This window comes from Pseudomonas sp. GW821-FHT11D10, assembly GCF_058808435.1.
Genome location: NZ_JBXARR010000003.1, coordinates 250192 through 267730, shown reverse-complemented (window position 1 = coordinate 267730; position 17539 = coordinate 250192). Strand labels below are relative to the sequence as shown.

14 protein-coding genes are annotated in these 17539 nt (G+C 52.9%); 13 read left to right on the top strand and 1 reads right to left on the bottom strand.

The annotated features are described in order from the left end of the window. Positions 1-113 precede the first annotated feature (113 nt). The 4 genes from AC1RT4_RS11370 to AC1RT4_RS11355 all read left to right on the top strand — a co-directional run bounded on the left by AC1RT4_RS11370 (position 114) and on the right by AC1RT4_RS11355 (position 5608). On the top strand, positions 114-980 hold the full coding sequence (locus AC1RT4_RS11370; protein WP_493085407.1) for a carboxylate/amino acid/amine transporter: 867 nt from the start codon (positions 114-116) through the stop codon (positions 978-980). Between the two features lie 98 nt (positions 981-1078). Next, complete coding sequence (locus AC1RT4_RS11365) at positions 1079-3670, top strand: pyocin-S2/colicin E7-DNase domain-containing protein (protein WP_493085406.1); 2592 nt, start codon at positions 1079-1081, stop codon at positions 3668-3670. Further along, positions 3660-3935: a bacteriocin immunity protein gene (locus AC1RT4_RS11360; RefSeq protein ID WP_273902222.1), complete on the top strand. Its 276-nt coding sequence runs from the start codon at positions 3660-3662 to the stop codon at positions 3933-3935. The genes AC1RT4_RS11365 and AC1RT4_RS11360 overlap by 11 nt, the downstream gene beginning before the upstream one ends. 83 nt (positions 3936-4018) lie before the next feature. After that, positions 4019-5608 carry an S-type pyocin domain-containing protein gene (locus AC1RT4_RS11355; RefSeq protein ID WP_493085405.1) on the top strand — a complete coding sequence of 530 codons (1590 nt, stop codon included), beginning with the start codon at positions 4019-4021 and terminating at the stop codon, positions 5606-5608. Here the strand turns inward: AC1RT4_RS11355 and AC1RT4_RS11350 are convergent. After that, positions 5571-6458, bottom strand: a complete 888-nt coding sequence (locus tag AC1RT4_RS11350) for a LysR family transcriptional regulator (protein WP_493085404.1) — start codon at positions 6456-6458, stop codon at positions 5571-5573. The two genes, AC1RT4_RS11355 and AC1RT4_RS11350, sit on opposite strands and share 38 nt — an antisense overlap. 169 nt (positions 6459-6627) lie before the next feature. On the opposite strand from AC1RT4_RS11350, the gene AC1RT4_RS11345 reads away from it, so the two are divergent. The 9 genes from AC1RT4_RS11345 (at position 6628) to AC1RT4_RS11305 (ending at position 17478) form a co-directional block, all read left to right on the top strand. Then, positions 6628-7272, top strand: coding sequence for a hydrolase (locus tag AC1RT4_RS11345; protein WP_493085403.1), 645 nt, complete (start codon positions 6628-6630; stop codon positions 7270-7272). Positions 7273-7449: 177 nt separating this feature from the next. Further along, complete coding sequence (locus AC1RT4_RS11340; protein WP_493085402.1) at positions 7450-8271, top strand: GIN domain-containing protein; 822 nt, start codon at positions 7450-7452, stop codon at positions 8269-8271. Positions 8272-8720: 449 nt separating this feature from the next. After that, a complete protein-coding gene (locus tag AC1RT4_RS11335; RefSeq protein ID WP_410237583.1) occupies positions 8721-8942 on the top strand; it encodes a hypothetical protein in 222 nt (73 codons plus the stop codon). Between the two features lie 68 nt (positions 8943-9010). Next, a complete protein-coding gene (locus AC1RT4_RS11330) occupies positions 9011-10006 on the top strand; it encodes a radical SAM protein (RefSeq protein ID WP_493085401.1) in 996 nt (331 codons plus the stop codon). A gap of 37 nt (positions 10007-10043) precedes the next feature. After that, positions 10044-11192 (top strand): JmjC domain-containing protein, encoded by a 1149-nt coding sequence (locus AC1RT4_RS11325; protein ID WP_493085400.1) that lies wholly within the window; start codon positions 10044-10046, stop codon positions 11190-11192. An 18-nt stretch (positions 11193-11210) separates the two neighbouring features. Next, positions 11211-12461, top strand: a complete 1251-nt coding sequence (locus tag AC1RT4_RS11320; protein ID WP_493085399.1) for an HlyD family secretion protein — start codon at positions 11211-11213, stop codon at positions 12459-12461. Between the two features lie 12 nt (positions 12462-12473). Beyond that, positions 12474-14564 carry a peptidase domain-containing ABC transporter gene (locus tag AC1RT4_RS11315; RefSeq protein ID WP_493085398.1) on the top strand — a complete coding sequence of 697 codons (2091 nt, stop codon included), beginning with the start codon at positions 12474-12476 and terminating at the stop codon, positions 14562-14564. 73 nt (positions 14565-14637) lie between these two features. Beyond that, positions 14638-15969 (top strand): TolC family protein, encoded by a 1332-nt coding sequence (locus AC1RT4_RS11310; protein ID WP_493085397.1) that lies wholly within the window; start codon positions 14638-14640, stop codon positions 15967-15969. Positions 15970-15999: 30 nt separating this feature from the next. Beyond that, positions 16000-17478 carry a S41 family peptidase gene (locus AC1RT4_RS11305; protein ID WP_493085396.1) on the top strand — a complete coding sequence of 493 codons (1479 nt, stop codon included), beginning with the start codon at positions 16000-16002 and terminating at the stop codon, positions 17476-17478. The last annotated feature ends 61 nt before the right edge of the window (positions 17479-17539 follow it).

The window sequence follows — 17539 nt, the reverse complement described above, 5'->3', positions numbered from 1 at the left end:
GAGTGCTGTAGCCCGATTGAACGCTTTAGCGAGATCGGGCTTTTTTTTGTCCGGGATTTAGCGATGGCCGGCAAAAAACGCTATCGTCGCCGCCATTCGAAATCGAGGCGAGCATGGGCTATCTACTTTTTGTCACGCTGATCCAGGCGTTTTCCTTCAGTCTGATCGGCGAATACCTGGCCGGTCATGTCGACAGCTACTTCGCGGTGCTGGTGCGGGTGGTGCTGGCCGGGCTGGTGTTCATTCCGCTGACCCGCTGGCGCTCTGTGGAGCCGGCGTTCATGCGCGGCATGCTGCTGATCGGCGCGTTGCAGTTCGGCGTGACTTACGTCTGCCTGTATCTGAGCTTCCGTGTGCTGACGGTGCCGGAAGTGTTGCTGTTCACCATCCTCACGCCATTGCATGTGACGTTGATCGAAGACGCGCTCAACCGACGCTTCAACCCGTGGGCGCTGATCGCCGCATTGGTGGCGGTCGCAGGCGCGGCGGTGATTCGCTATGACCGGATCAACCCGGACTTCTTCATGGGCTTTTTGCTGCTGCAACTGGCCAACTTCACCTACGCCGCCGGGCAGGTGCTCTACAAACATCTGGTGGCGAAGCACCCGAGCGATCTGCCGCACTACCGACGTTTCGGTTTCTTCTACCTCGGCGCACTGGCGGTGGCGTTGCCGGCGTTCCTGTTGTTCGGCAAATCCAACTTCTTGCCCGAAGCCCCTTTGCAATGGGGCGTGCTGGTGTTCCTTGGTCTGGTCTCCACCGCGCTCGGTCTGTACTGGTGGAACAAGGGCGCGTGCCTGGTCAACGGCGGCACCCTGGCGGTGATGAATAACCTGCACGTGCCGGTGGGCTTGCTGCTGAACCTGCTGATCTGGAATCAGCATGAAGAGCTCGGGCGGTTGTTCCTCGGTGGCAGCGTGATTCTGGCGGCGGTGTGGATCAGCCGGTTGGGGATTCGCAAGCCGTTGGCCATTGGCTGAAACGTCAATCAACCCCTTATTTCCACCGCGATAGCTATGTACCGCACCTGACTACCGCTTGATCGACACGCTGTGCCCTACAGACAAGGAGTGACTGTATGGCACAGAACAATTTCAACGATGGAACGTCGGGAAGCGTCGTCATCCGAACCGGGCCGCCCGCTTCGGGTGGCGGATCGGGCGGTGGTTTTGGTGGCGGTGGCGGGGTTTCGGGCGGCTTCGGCAAGGTCAGCAAGAGCAAACAAAAGGCTCGGGCGCGGGCCAAGGCGGCGCACCGGCAAAAACAACAGCAAGAGCAAGCCCAAGCGGCGGCTCAGGCACAGGAAGCTGCAAACCAGGCACAGGCCGCCGCCGCACAGGCTCAGGAGCAGGCCCGCCAACTGGCGCACAGGCAGTTTTTGGCGGGGCTGGTTCAGCGATATGACGCCATCAGGGCCGAGGTCGATCGTCGCTTTGCCGAAAGGGCCGGGCAGTTCGCACCTGCACTGGAGCAGGAAATTCGGGCGGCGAGCACGTTATCCGACCCCAATCACAGCGAGCGCTGGCAGCTCTACCAGATCAGCAAGCAGAAAAGCGAAATCGACGGGCTGATCGCCCGCAAATCCGCAGACCTCAATGCGAACATGGCGGTGGCCTCATCCTTCGATGGCCATGATCCGCTGACGCGCACCTCCCAAGATTATGTGACACGACTTGGCCAGTTCGGCGAAGCGCACGACGATGGGCACCGGATCTGGGAGAGCGCTTACACCGCCGCCCATGAAGCGCGATTACTTAGCTCGCAGATTCACGCCCTGCGGGAAAAATCCGCAGCAGTGGCCAGACATCACGCGGAGCAGACCGTGGTCTGGCGTGCCAGGGACGCGGTTTGGGAGGCTCAGCGTCAATACGCTGCGCAGCGTGAAGCACGGGTTCGATTCAAGCAGCAGGCTGATGAAGATGCGCGGGTAAGTCGAACCCGGCAAGCCAATACGCTGACCGTTCCGCTGTCGTCGATGACGCACGGCGCGATGGTGTTGACGCGTTCCGGAGCACTCGTCGCCCAGCAAGCGGGTGCATTCATCGAGGCAGGTGTACGGCAAGCGGTCAAACACCTTCCCCTCGCCAAGTTGGTTCCCCATCCGTCCACGGTGTTGATCGGCGGGTTGGTGTATTCGCCAACGCTGGGCAATGGAGAACTGACGCCGGAGCAGCGACGACGATTGTTTCAGTCCGTCGCCGTACCTGCCCAGGCGCTGGGGCTTTCTGATGAGCAAGCGCTGCGCACAATTGCCGATTCCGGCGGATCGGTGGACATGCCTTATCGGCTCAAGCCTGAGGCCGTAGCGCAAGGCACCGCCGTCATTGCGGTCACCACCGGCAATGAGATCAGCGCCAGTGTGCCGGTCATCAACGCGGTGCTTGATCCGCTGACGGGCAACTACACCGCAGAAGTCCCCGGTTCACCGGCCCGACACCTGCAGTTCACGCCCGATGCGAGCATCACCAAAGAGGTTCCGAGTCAGGGCCGGATAGCGCTGCTGCCACCGGTTGTTCAGGACTTGCCGAAGGGCGTCGACCTGCGCATTCAGGACTGCATCATCTGCGTGCCGGGTTCGGCGCCGATGTACCTGTCCTTCAACCTGCCACCGTTGGGCGCGGGCGTCGTAACCGGCAAGGGGCAACCCGCGACGGCTGACTGGTGGAACACGGCCAGTCGCATCGTCGGTGCGACGATTCCCAGTCAGATCGGCGACCAGTTGCGCGGGCGTGAGATTCAGTCTTTCGGCGCATTTGGCGACGCGCTGTGGCGGACATTGGGTGAGCAATCTGCACTCACCAGCCAGTTCGATGAGGTCAACAAAAAACGCGTCGAGCAAGGCTTCGCTCCTTATGCGCCGAAAAGTACCTGGGTGGGCGAACGCCGCGAGTTCGAACTGCGCTTTCAGGATGATGCATCAGTCGGCGCGAACCCGTTCAATCTCGACCGGGTCAGCATCGTTGCGCCGCAAAGTGCCCACGGACGACGTGGCGTTCTACCTGCCGTCCAGCCTTGGCCGATTCCTCCAGTGGGCATTGGAACCTGGACCCCGTTGGTGCCGCCGGGCAGCGAACACCTCGGGCCGACCACCACACCGATTTCCCCCTCGACCCCCACGGCTTATCCCGGCAACCCGCTCATCCCGATCCTACCGGCAAACGAGACGTTTCCGGCTGTCGATGAAGGGCAGGCGGGTGCGAGTATTCCGGGGTTTCCGGGGGATATGGAGCTGCCTGCTCCGGATGTTCTGTTTCTGGATCGAAGGGATGATCCGGGGGTTGCGACGGGATTCGGAAAGGCGGTTACGGGAGTTTGGTTGGGGGAGGCGGCGAGAACTGTAGGGGCGTCAATTCCTGTGCAGATTGCCGATCAGTTGAGAGGGAAGGAATTTGCCAATTTTCATCGGTTCAGGGAGGCGTTTTGGAGGGCTGTGGCTGCTGATTCAGATCTCAGCTTTCAGTTTTCTGATCACAATTTAAGGCGAATGCAGGCCGGCATTGCTCCTTTCCCACCGGTTGCAGATCAGAGAGGAGGAAGAAAGACGTTTGAACTTCATCATGATGTGGAAGTTATAAGCGGAGGTGAAGTTTATGGGATCGACAATATTTTTGTGATGACACCACGGCGACACATACAACTGCACCAGGAGAGAAAAGGAAATGAAATTTAAAGATAAATTTGAGCACTACACCGAAGCCGAGTTTTTATCTTTTCTACAAGGATTCGTGCACTTTCCCAGTGAGTTAGAGGGGGCGGCGTTAGAGGTCCATCTGGACAGACTAGTCGATCATTTCGAGCTAATCACCGAACACCCCGACCGCTCAGACGTCATCTTCTACCCCAAGGAAGGACGTGAAGACAGCCCCGAAGGCATCCTGAAAGAAGTGAAAGAGTGGCGCGCCCTCAATAACAAACCTGGCTTCAAACCTGAGTAACTTTGAAGCAAGTGACCAAGGATGGAGGGCATTCGCTTGAATGCCCTCCGGTGTCATGCGTACCTACAAGGAAGTTAAAAACCATGAAACTCAAATCAACCCTCGGCGATTACACCGAGCCGGAGTTCCAGGCGCTGGTCGAGCGGATCTGGGCCGTCGATATGCCCAAAGCGGATCACGACCGATTGATCAATCATTTTGACCGGATTTCAGGTCATCCCAAAGGAGCGGATCTGTTGTTCTATCACCCCGAGGATGATCCGAATCCGAACTCCAGTGGCTCGGTCGTTTATTACGTCAAAGACTGGCACCGGAAACAGGGCCGGGTTGCGTTCAAGGGACAGGCCGCGTCCCCGGCGGTTGCGCCTGCGCAATGGCCGCCGGCGCCGATGGACTGGGCGCAGATCACCCGACAACGCATTGCCCAGACTCAGGCCGAGGTACAAAAACTCATTGCCGATCTGGACGTTTCCGAGCGCGCCGCCCAGGTGGCACTCGCGGATCTGCAACTGCGCATCAGCCATTTGCGCCAGCAACTGAGTACGCAAGCGCTCCTTGCCCAACGAGAGCTGGATATTCGTGCGCTGGAAGGTAGCGAATTTGATTCACGCCTTGCCATGCAACGCTTTCGATTCTGGCAGTTGAACGTGCAACTCAAAAGAGACAACGCGCAGCGCGAAGTCACGTACGCAGGCGTGGAGCGAGGGCAATGGCAAAGCCTTGCGCAGCAGATCGGTGCCATTTACGACGGTTATGTGGCGAAGTTGAATCACCTCAATTCGCGTCTCAGGCAACTTCAAATGGAGGCCGAAGCGCTGTTGTCTACGGCACAGACTCAACTTGTAGGGCTGCGCAATCAGCAGCAACTCGGGCCCGCGCAGGTCGGGGCTCAGATGTTTTCCCCTCTGGTTTTCGCCGATGCGCGTCCGGCCATCATCGTTGAAGGCGCACTGTCGCCACCGTTGGAAAACCATCGCGTCGATCTGCAGAAGGCGATTCGTTCGGCGGTGGCGGAGTTCACCTGGCAGATCACCTCCAGTGCTCCGACGCATCAAGGGCAGTATGCCGCTGTGCTGCAGTTCGAGTTTCGCAGTCGCGCGGAGGTGGGCCGGTTTGGGGTGTGCGTTCCGCTGGCGGACCTTCTCCCGATTGAAGGTCTGGATTGGCAATACCTTGCGCAAACGCAGGGTGCGGTCGATGTCCCGTTCAGAATGAGCAGCGGCACCTGTTCCGTACCGCCCGGAACCTTGTCCCAGGGCATCAGGGAAATCGAAACCTTGCACCAGGTGGCCCTTTCACCGGTGAGTACGGGCGACTCGTCATCGGGTGTCAGAGTTCGCCCGGCCGTCTGGAGTGAGAACACACAAACTTACTCGTTCACGGCCGAAGGAACTGCACCGCTGACTGTGATCTGGGCTCCTGCGGGTGGACATGAAAGTTCCCAAACACGGACAACGTTCGCCGATCATCGCCTGGGGTTCCTGCGCTCGGCAGCGGTGCCGTTGCTGGAAACGTTCACCGAGCCCTCAACCGTGGTCTTCGATGACTATGTCGTGGTGTTCCCTGCCGATTCGGGCCTGGAGCCTGTGTATGTCATGTTCAGGAATCCATTGGAGTTTGCCCCGGCAGCCGGCACTACTCCGGCGCCATTTGCCCCACCAGAAACTCGATAAACGCCCGAGTCTTTTGCGGCACCCGCCGCGCTGATGAATACACCGCGTTGATGGTGATCGCCGGGGCTTGCCATTCGCACAGCACCGGTACCAGTCGCCCGGCCGCCAACGCCTCTTCGACGATGAAGTCCGGCAGCAGCGCAATGCCCATCCCGGCCTCGGCCGCTTGCGCCAGCAGGTCGCCGTTGTTGGCGTGCAACGGCCCGGTCACGTTGACGCGCTGGGTTTCCTTGCCGTTGCACAGTTGCAGGCTGACCCCACTCTGCAGATAGCCGTAGTTCAAGCATTGATGTGAGCGCAGATCCTGCGGGGTCTGCGGCGTGCCCGCGCGTTCGAGGTAAGCAGGGGAGGCGACCATGATTCGTGGGGCCGGCGCCAGTTGCCGGGCGATCATGGTCGAGTCGGGCAGGCTGGCGATACGGATCGTCACGTCGAATCCGCCGCGCACCGGATCGACCTGCTGGTCGCTGAGCACCAGTTGCAGCTCGATGTTCGGGTGCTGTTCGTGGAAAAGCGGAATCAGCTTGCCCAAGCGCCGCAGGCCGAACGACATCGGCGCGTTGACCCGCAACACCCCGCGCAATTCGCCCACCCCGTCCCGCGCTCGCTGCTCGGCCTCGTCCAGTGCCGCAATCACTTCCCGCGCCGCTTCGAAATACTCGGCACCAGCCTCGGTCAGGTGCAGGCTGCGGGTGGTGCGTTGCAGCAGCTGCACGCCGATGGCTTCTTCCAGCGCCTGAATCTGTTTGCTGACTTTCGAGCGGGGCACGTCCATGGCCCGGGCGGCGGCTGCAAAGCCGTTCTCGCCGACCGTCACCACGAAGGCGCGCATGCATTCGATGCGATCCATGATTGTCCCTTTTTTAGAATCAATGATTCTCGATTTTAGGGAATTGTCCCTTTATCGGCTAGCCCCTAAAGTGACATCCAAGCCGAGACAACAACGCCGCAGACGGCACGCCACTCGACTCACCCATTACCCAATCGAAACTCTGAAACGACATCAAAAGGAACGCGCCATGTCTATCCGTGAACTGCTGAACCCAATCAACTCCGCCCTGATCCTGATCGACCACCAGCCGCAAATGGCTTTCGGCGTACAGTCGATCGACCGTCAGACCCTGAAGAACAACACCGTCGGCCTGGCCAAGGCTGCCAAGATCTTCAACGTGCCGACCATCTACACCTCGGTCGAAACCGAAAGCTTCAGCGGCTACATCTGGCCGGAACTGCTGGCGGTACACCCTGAGCAGAAGCCGATCGAGCGCACCTCGATGAACTCCTGGGAAGACAAGGCGCTGGTTGACGCGGTGAAGGCCACCGGGCGCAAGAAACTGATCATCGCCGCGCTGTGGACCGAGGTCTGCCTGACCTTCCCGGCCCTGGAAGCCCTGGCCGAAGGCTACGAGGTGTACATCGTCACCGACGCGTCCGGCGGCACCACCAAAGAAGCCCACGACATGTCGGTGCAACGGATGATTCAGGCCGGCGCAGTACCGGTGACCTGGCAGCAAGTGCTGCTTGAGTACCAGCGTGACTGGGCGCACAAAGACACTTATCAGGCAGTGATGGATCTGGTGCTGGAACACAGCGGCGCGTACGGCATGGGGGTTGATTACGCTTACACCATGGTGCACAAGGCGCCGCAACGGCAGGTCAAGTAACTCGACATTTCGAAACTGAAGACAGTAGACCCTGTGGGAGCCACTCCCACAGGGTCTACTGTCGTTTGAGGATTCGTAGTCTGAAGTAAAAGCCGCTATCGTCGCCGCCATTCGTAATCGAGGCGACTATGGCGACCCTGCGGCTATAGATGAGCACGGAACTAAAGGATGACTTGTGTGAGATCTGCGCACCGCAAAGTGGTTTTGGCTGTCTTCCTGTTGGGCTGCCTGCTGGAACTAGGCCATATGGGAATGAAACATCAAGACAAAAGCGATTCAGCCAAGGCAAATTCGACGGCTTCATTCGAAAAGGAGCAGTCGGTTGCTGAAAATGGAGCGCCGGCGTCGGCAATTACAAAAAAAAGGCCTGCAGCGAGCCATTCCAGAATCCTGGATGCCCGCCTGTTGCAGGGCGCAACGTCCTTGACCGTAGCCACCATTGTGGATGTCGAAGTCTTCAAATCTGAACATCCTGTTTTCGAGATCGTGGGCGAAAGTCAGGCGTTCATCGACTCGATAAAAGCGGACTTCGCGGAGGGCGACCTGATACTCAGCCACGAATTGAGTTCGCCGCTCAAACTCAAGTGTGGGAGCACTCCGTTATCGACGGATTCGACCGAGAGGTCTCTGGTCATCAATGTACGAACAGAAAGCAAGACTCTTCCTTGTGCGTTGGTCAGGATCGGAGTCAGGAAAGTCCCTGACATCATGGTCAAGAGCAGTGGTGATGTAAAAGTGATGGGCGTGGATCAGGAGCGGCTTGCTTTGAACATCTATGGTGCCGGAGATATTTCGGCTGATGGCAAGGTCAAGGAGTTGTCGATTCAGACTCATGGGTCGGGTGATGTAAACACGACACAAATGTCGGCGGACAAGGTTTCGATCCTTTCAAAGGGATCGGGCGACGTCACGGTGATGGCCAGCGGCCAATTGCAATCGAAGCTACAAGGTTCAGGTGACATAACAGCCATGGGACGCCCGAATAGCCCGCAAGGTTAAAAGAGCGGATCCGTTAGTTATCGATTAGTAAGTGAAAGTGTAAAGTAAAGTGTAAGTTTTTTGATTTTGCAAAGAATGCACTTGCTAAAGGTCAGAAGCCTTTGCTAGGTCTTTTTTATGGTGCGCGAGATGGGTGCCTAGTTATTGAAAAAAATAGTAATAATTACTATCGGCTGGTATTGCGTTCGGCTTGTAACGCAATTATGATCCCGCGCCTCGGACCAGCCGTCTTTGAACGGTACTTCTATTAGCTAGGGATTGGCTATGACTTCCTCTCCAAACATTTAACTAACACACGCATATCGATTCCAGTGACACGCTGTGAGTCGGCATGCCTGTGCGCGAAATTTACCTCTATCTAAGTTTTCGTGAAACTGTTTTCACGAATAAATGGGCGTGTTTAGTCAAATTTAAGCGTGCCCGCAACATTAAGAAAGCAAGGAATAGCCGTGGAAAATAAAGCCAGTGGTACTGAACTCGTCGAGTTTGACGAGTATGGATCGTATGAAATTACAGACTTGGAAGTACTGGATGCCGTTGCCGGTGGCTGGGAAGTCAACATTGGCTGTAACGGTGGTTCGGTCAATGCCAAGTGCGGAGATACTCCGGTGAACGGTGGTTGCGGTTCGCCACCTGTTAACTCGAGTTGCGGTGATGACCAGGATGGTTGATTGATGTGATAAACGTGGAGTACCAGTCTGGTACTCCACTCACATAAATAGAATGATGAGTAAGTTAGATGGATCTAGATAAAAATATTCTGGCAACACTCAATCCGAAAAGCCTGGAGCTCATTCTTTATCCTACCGAGCAGTGTAACTTTAGGTGCACCTACTGTTATGAGGATTTTCTGATAGGGCGAATGGATGAAAAGACTCAGGAAGGAATAAGGAATCTCATCGGCAGGCGGTTGCCAAAGCTGGATAATCTCCATCTCCAGTGGTTTGGTGGCGAGCCGCTTGCAGCGAAAGATCTGGTTCTCGGATTAAGTGAATTCGCAAAAAAAGCTTGTGATCAGGCCGGTGTGAATTTCAGCGGGGCTCTGACCACCAACGGATATCTCCTGACACTCGATCTGGCAGAAAAACTGTGTGGCTTGAATCAGCGGAACTATCAGATCTCGCTGGACGGATTTGAGGCGGGCCACGACAAGACCAGAAAGCTTGCCTCAGGCGCTGGCACGTTTACCAGGATATGGTCAAACCTCTTGTCATTGAAAGATTCAGCCCTGGATTTCAACGTTACTCTCAGGGTTCATCTCACCAAAGAAAACGTCTCGTCTGTAAAACGACTGGCTGAAGAAATAAAGCAGACATTCTTGTCTGATTCGAGATTCAAGGTATTTCTGAAGACCATTGAAAACCTGGGCGGTCCGAACGATACGTCAGGAGTTTTGCTGTCAAAAAGCGAAAGACTCACAACGATTGCAGAGCTGAATGAGCTGTTGAATGACAAAACCGTCAGTAAGTCTGATAACGGTATTTACGTTTGTTATGCGTCGCGTCCCAACTCTCTCGCGATACGTGCAGATGGAACGATACAGAAATGTACTGTGATGCTTTCAGATGACAGAAACTCCGTCGGGAAAATAAATGAGAACGGAACTGTCGAGCTGGATTCGGAACGGATGAATCTATGGATGAGGGGATACTCGGATGACAAGAAAATACTAAGTTGTCCAGCAGTTGGTTTGCCGAAATTACCAAACCTGATTCCTGTTGTAAGTGCCAGCTAACCTGTAATTGTCATCCTGCCGCAGTCGAGAGATTTGAATGCTTATTGATCTTGGAGTGTCGAATGAGTATTTCTTGAATAATATTCAGGAAAAAAACTTTTACCTTCGTCGGGGCGCGGTTAAAACCGACGTCTTCACGCTCGCCGATATAGATAATATTCTTGGAGCGATCGAGCCGGAAGCCCCCGATGTCAATCTCCATAATGGTACGTTTATACCGGAGAGCGAGTACGTTTTTACTTATAACGAAGTAGGAAAGCCACGCAAGACGATCATCAAGCCTAAATTCTACAAACTGATGCAGGAAGGGGCAACGCTGATTCTAAATAGAGTGCACAAAAGCTCTCATTACATAGATGGCCTCTGTAAGGAAATTTCCGGCGTGGTGAATCAGGAAACGCTGGGCAACGGCTACCTGGCGTTCAATCCGCAGGCAGCCTTTGGAAATCACTGGGACTGCCATGATGTTTTTGCCATTCAGTTGGTAGGGCGGAAAAGGTGGAGGATCTACCCACCTACGTTCGAACTTCCGATGCCAGGACAAACCAGCAGGGAATTCAAGAGCGAGTGCTCTGAAATACCTGTCCTGGATACGGTTCTGGAGGCGGGTGACCTTCTATATGTCCCTCGTGGCTGGTGGCATAGTGCAATAGCCCTGGGGGAGCCGACTTTTCATGTGGCGGTAGGGGTGCACACTACGCATATCAGCACCTATGTCGAATGGGTATGTAACAAGTTTCTCGAAAAGCATCTTGAATGCCGAAAAAGAATTGGCTTTTCGGAAAACGACTCTAATGATCTCGAGCTGGCGTTTGAAAAAGTCAGACAGGAAGTCATGAGTGAAGAGAATCTCAGTCTGTTCAAGCAGACAATTATTTCCTCAAGCAGAACGAATACGAGATTTGACATAAATACGAATGTGTTTGGGCAGGGTGATAATCTGTCTGCGAGTTCGAAATTAAACTTGAGCAGTCATTACGCTGCTGTTAGTGATGAAAGCTGCGTGGTCAATGGAGTAAAAATTCCGATCAATAGTATTGAGTGGAAAGTGATCAAGTTGCTTTCAACGCAGAGCGGCCTGTCCATTGAAGAGTTGTCGGTGCAACTTCGTGTACCACCAGCGCCTCTGAACAAAATTGTAAGCTCATTGATTTTTCATGATGTTCTGTATCTTGCCAGTGCGTAAATTTTCATGAGTAATATTATGTTCAGGAAAGAGGCACTGGTTGCCAAGGCGAGCAAAAATGAAATCTACGGAGAAATTATACTTGCGAGCCCGATCAATCATACGCTGATATCCATTTTTGCTATTGTATTTACCCTGATAACAATTGCATTTCTGTTCGGTGGGCATTACACGAAGCGTGTGACAGCGCATGGAGAGCTTATTCCAGAGAGTGGTGTTACCCAGATATATGCGGTCCAAAGCGGCTTGATCAAGACCAGATCTGTCAGTGAAGGGCAGACAGTCAAGGCCGGTGACACACTTTTTGTTTTGTCCAGTGACAGGAAGAGCCAAAAGAAACTGGCCATACAGGAAACCATCAATGCTGCTCTTCAAGACAAACGAAGTAGTTTGGCGTCTGCAATAAGGACGACAGAGCATATTCATGAACTAGAGATGGAAGCGTTACGTAATAATGCCGCTACGCTGACGCGTGAAAGAGATAATCTTGATCAGCAGATATCGCTCGCTGTCCGAAAGATGGCGTTGTCGGAAGGCTCGGTGAAACGCTACAAAGGGTTGATGGAGCAAGGGTATATTGCTCCAGAACAACTTGATCAGAAACAGGAAGAGTTGCTTGAGCAGAAAATTCGCCTGAAGGACCTGGAGCGGAGTCGTGCAGATGTCGATTATAAATATGCGACCGTTGTACGTAATATCTCAAGCACGCCGCTGACGCAATCGAATGTCAAAGAGGAACTCGTACGCAGCTTGCAGGTTATCGATCAGGAAGTAGTCGAGAATGAAGCGAAATATGAAACCGTTGTTTCCGCTCCAAGTGATGGCATTGTCACAGCGATAAGAGGAAACGTTGGTCAGACGGCAAAGGTTGACGAGGCACTCGCAGCCATTGTGCCAAGTGGATCAAAGTTTCAGGCTCATTTGTTTGTTCCAAGTCGTGCAATCGGATTTATCCGCAAAGGTGCGGTGGTGGGTGTGAGATACCAATCCTTTCCTTATCAGAAGTTCGGACAGGCCAAAGGATCGGTTCTGGAGATATCGGAGGCTCCTCTTCTTCCTACTGAGTTGCCGCCAATAGCGAATCCTGAATCCAGCAAAGAACCAATGTACAGAGTGACGGTTGAACTTGAACGTCAGTATGTAAAAGCCTACGGCGACGTCACGCCTTTGCGAGCGGGAATGCTGCTGGACGCGGATGTCATGCTGGACAAGCGAAAGTTATACGAGTGGATTATTGAACCGATCTATTCGATAACGGGCAAGATATAACTGGAAGTGACAATGAAAGAGTTGCTTGGAAAAATCAATTTTCATTCCGAAAACAGTACGCCTGTCATTCATCAGTCCGAGCGTTCGGAGTGCGGGTTGGTGTGCGTCGCGATGATTGCGAGTCATTTTGGATATCACACGGATTTAAGAGAGATTCGTCAGCGATTTTCGGTTTCCCAGCAAGGATTGACTTTGCGTGGGCTCGTAAAGATCTCAAATGCGATGAATCTTAATAGCCGTCCGGTGAAGCTGGAAATGGCCGGTTTGAGCAGTCTCAAGTTACCCTGTGTACTCCATTGGAATTTTGACCACTTCGTGGTGTTGGTAGAGGTCAACAAGACGGGATTTGTCATCCATGACCCTGCGCTTGGAAAGCGGACGGTTGCATACGAAGAAGTTTCAAAATTTTTCACTGGTATCGCCCTTGAGCTGTGGCCGAACCCAGGCTTCGAATTAAAGGAAAAACCGCCACGTGTTGGAATAACATCGGTCATCGGTAATGTTCGTGGAGCCTATCGATCAGCGGCAAAGGTTCTGGCGGTAGCATCAGCATTAGAATTAATGTCACTCATGTCCCCTTTGTTTTTGCAACTGACGCTGGATAATGTCTTGCCGGCGTTTGATGTCGATCTGCTAGTCATGCTTGCGCTGGCTTTTGGTGGGCTTATGTTGGCCCAGGAGTTCATGAAGCTCATAAGAGCTCGAATGCTGTTGTATTTTGGTACGCATTTGAATATACAGCTCAAGGCCAATATATTTAAGCATCTTATAAGTTTGCCGATCGAGTACTTCGAGAAGCGGAGTCTCGGCGATATAACCTCGAGATTCTCTTCTATTGATCAGGTTCAGAGAACGCTCACTACATCGCTGTTGGAAGCGCTGCTCGACGGTGTCATGTCGGTCGCGATTGTCTGCATGATGTTTTACTACAGTGCATTCCTTGCATCGATTTCCGTTACGGCTCTTGGGTTGTATCTGGCAATACGTTTTTTATGGTTTGTGCCTTTGAAGACGGCAACAGAAGAGCAAATCATACATTCCGCGCGGCAGGAAACCCATTTTCTGGAAACAGCGAGGGGTATTCGTGCAATAAAATTATTCCAACGTCAGGAAGATAGAAGGGCGTCCTGGCTATCGATGCTTGTAAGCCAGGTTAATCTGGACTTGAAAGCGCAGCAGATTCATATTTTATATCATGGCGCAATAGGTGTAATTACGGGTATAGAGAACATATTGATCATCTACTATGGTGTCAGTATGGTAATTGATGGGAAGTTTTCTATCGGTTTTTTGATGGCGTTCATAGCCTATAAGTCAATTTTCAATTTGAGACTCACCGCGCTGATCAATAAGGGTTTCGAAGTAAAGATGCTTCAGGTTCAAGGTGAGCGGCTTGCAGATATAGTGTTGACGAAGCCAGAACTCATGGTTGAAGAGGCCGGGTCTTGCGGTAAAGCTGTCGAGCCAAGTATCGAAGTGTCTGGGCTCAGTTACAAGTATGGTGATCATGAAAAGGAAGTTCTGTCGGATGTAAATTTCAAAGTGCTTCCAGGTGAATTTGTAGCCATTACCGGGCCTTCTGGTTGTGGCAAAACGACCTTGCTGAATTTGTTGCTTGGTATTTTCAAGGCGACTTCTGGAGAAGTTCTGGTCGGCGGTCTGGATATTAACAAGGTGGGGGTCGAGAATTTACGAGGTATGATCGGTACTGTTCTCCAGGATGATGATCTGTTCTCTGGATCGATTGCCGATAACATTTGCTTTTTTGATCATCAACCTGATCAGGAGTGGATAGAGACGTGTGCGAAGATGGCCGCTATCGATGAGGACATACGGTTAATGTCGATGGGCTACAATACATCGATTGGCGACATGGGAAGTGTTCTTTCCGGCGGTCAGAAACAAAGAATTCTTCTGGCCCGTGCCTTGTATAAACGTCCTAGAATTCTTTTACTCGATGAGGCGACGAGTCACCTCGATCTGGAGAAGGAAAAAGAAGTAAACAGTGCTGTGGCTGGTTTGAATATGACACGGATTATCGTTGCACATCGACCTGATACCATTGCAGCAGCCGACCGTGTGATTCAGATGAGGCGGTCTTGATATGTACAAGTGCTTATCGCCTGCGTTATTGGCAGTACTTGTTCTGATGCCTTTGCTTTCTCGCGCGGAGTCGATGTCTGACGTTTCCCGGCCCGCAGGGCTGGCTTATCTCGACACATCAAAAACGCGAAGCGGGAGTTTCGGGCAATCGAGGGGAAATTTCTCTTCTGGTTGTGCATGGGATGAATCTCTGAGTATTGATGAGGCATTGGAGCTCGCGCTTTGTGCTAATCCAGGTTTGTCCAAGGCGAGGGCCAATATAGAAATCCAGAAGTACAAGGTAGCCGCGGCCAGGTCTGCCTATCTGCCAAACCTTTACTTGAACAGTGACGCACTCAAGGAAGTGGCCGCTTCAAATGAACAGTCTTCATGGGGCTCTTCGTTGAATCTGTCGTGGCTTCTGCTGGATTTTGGTGGACGGCGCGGCAGTGTTGAGGAGAACAATAGTCTATTACTGTCGGCAGTCCTGGCTCAGGATTCAGAATCGTTGTCTCTGGTGTCCGATGTTTCCAGAGACTATTTTGCCGTTGCTGCGGCGAAAGGTGTGATTGCCTCAAGTCTTGATAATGAATCGGCGGCCAAAGAAAGCTTTCTGGCTGCGCAGGCCAAATACATTGCGGGAGTGGGCGCACGAGCCGATTTGTTGCAGGCTCAAACGGCTCACTCCGAAGCCATCCTTGATCGCGTCAGAGCACAAGGAAACTACCAAAAGGCAGTGGCGCAATTAACCTATACATTAGGTGTGGATCCGGGAGCGAAAATAGCGATCGACAAGCTTGATGAGTCTGTCTTTTCTGATGACTTGAACAAGTCTCTGGAATTATTGATTCAGAAGGCGGTAGCGCAGCATCCATCCGTTCTTTCTGCCAGAGCCCAGCTTGAGGCCAGTAGGTTTCATCTGCAAACGGTCATCTCCGAAGGGAAGCCCAGTCTGTCTTTTGTAAGTTCTTATTCCGAGAAACGTTACAATCAGGAGAACTCCAAGGACTACAACGCGATGGAAGTTGGGCTAAAACTGACATTTCCGTTATTTGAAGGGTTTCGAAACAGTTCAAGAGTTTCCGAAGCGTACGAAAACATACAGCTTCAAGAGGCTCTGCTAAGACAGGCTGAGCTGAGCGTTACCAATGCCATATGGGTGAATTACTCGGATCTAAAAACCGAGAACGAGAGTATCAACATAGCCAAAAGCCTGGTGCGTTCGGCCGAGGAGTCTTCGGGAGTGGCCAAGGGGCGATACAGGGCCGGGGTAGGTTCAATCATCGAGCTTTTGAACGCTCAGACTGCACTCGCCAATGCAAACCAGCAGTATGTACAGTCGCTGGCACGATGGAGAGCCGCGAGAATTCGATTGGCTGCGAGCGTTGGCGTACTTGTACGCAATGACCAGAATATATCCATGTGATCTTGATTTTCTTTGGTTTGGTGTTTTTGCATGATTAATCATTTCGATTTGAATTTTTATAATAAAGTTTTGGCCATTGTTCTGATGAGTATCGCTGCTGCCGGTTCTGTATTGGCTGAGGATACTCGCAAGGCCGGGTTTGCAGACCTGGCTGTCAAAGACCTTGCTGCGGTTCATCAACTGATAGTCAGCTCCCATCCGGGGGCCATAGACAAAGAGAATAAAGACTTCACTGACTGGGTCGAACGGGGCTATCTGGAGGCAAGGCAATTGTCCCTGCTGGTCGGTTCCAGGAGAGATGCCCAAGCTGTTCTGGGTTTCTATATTTCAGGGTTCAAGGATGGCCATGTAGGCATTTATCAATCCGAAAAAGGCAGTTCTTCGTGGGCCGGTTTCATTCTGGACAAGAGAGGGGAGGAATTTGTTGTCAGCCGTGTTGCGAAGGGCTGGCCGGTACCTTTGCCGCCAATCGGTTCCAGCGTCATTTCATGTGACGGTAAAACAGTTCGCGAGATAGTGAGCAATGAGATATCACCCTACATAGATCGCCGACTGGATTTGCAATCCACCTGGAATCACCTTGCGAAGCATTTGACTGTTGATGATGCGGACTATCCAGTACTGGCCAGAAAACGGGCGGGCAAATGCCAGGTTGTTCTGTCGAGTGGAGTAAAGCAAAACTACGATCTGTTATGGCAGGAGGATGGCGGGCAGTTAGCGGATTTTCTGTATCAACCTCAACCACCTCAGACGGTCCTGAACCTCGGCAACGGACGTTATTGGGTTCATGCTTCGAATTTCGCACCTTCGGCATCCGAAAATGCGTCCCTCGAGAAGATGCTCGATGTTCTCGAAAGTATCGATGATGCCAGCCTGGTTGTACTCGATACTCGCGGTAATCGTGGCGGTAACAGTCTGGTCGGAGCGAGGATTCTGTCTGCGTTGTTGGGTGAAAAGTTTGTAGAAAGTCTGGACCGATCCTCTCGTTCGTATGCCATGTGGAGGGTTTCTCCTCTTGCGCTTTCAACGCTTGATAACGCTATGGCCAGTACTGAACGTAATTACGGAAAAGGCAGCGATGCCTATACCTTTGTTTCAGGCTTGCGTAAGTCCATGAACGCAGCACTGAAGGAGAAGACCGACTGGTTGCGACAGCCCGAGACATCTTCGCTCGATCAAGATCGCTCGAAAGACCTGAAGCAGAAAGTTTTCAAGGGTCAACTCGTGCTGGTGACCGATTCGTTTTGTGCGAGTGCCTGTCTGGATTTTGCAGACGCCGTTCTGGCCGTTCCAGGAGCGATCCAGTTCGGATTACCGACGAGTGCTGACACCGTATATATCGATATTGGCGCTCAGGTTTTGCCGAGCGGGGCCCAGTTCTGGTTGCCATTGAAAGTCTGGAGAGGCCGGGTGCGGGGAAACAATCAGAGTTATGAACCGCGGTATGTTTTCGATGGCGACATAAATGACACGCCCGCTGTTCAAAAGTGGGTGCTGGGTCACTTTTGAACAGGCCGGCTCCAAACCTCCGGTCACTCGAAGCATTTTGCCGAGCGTTTCCGGAGGTGTT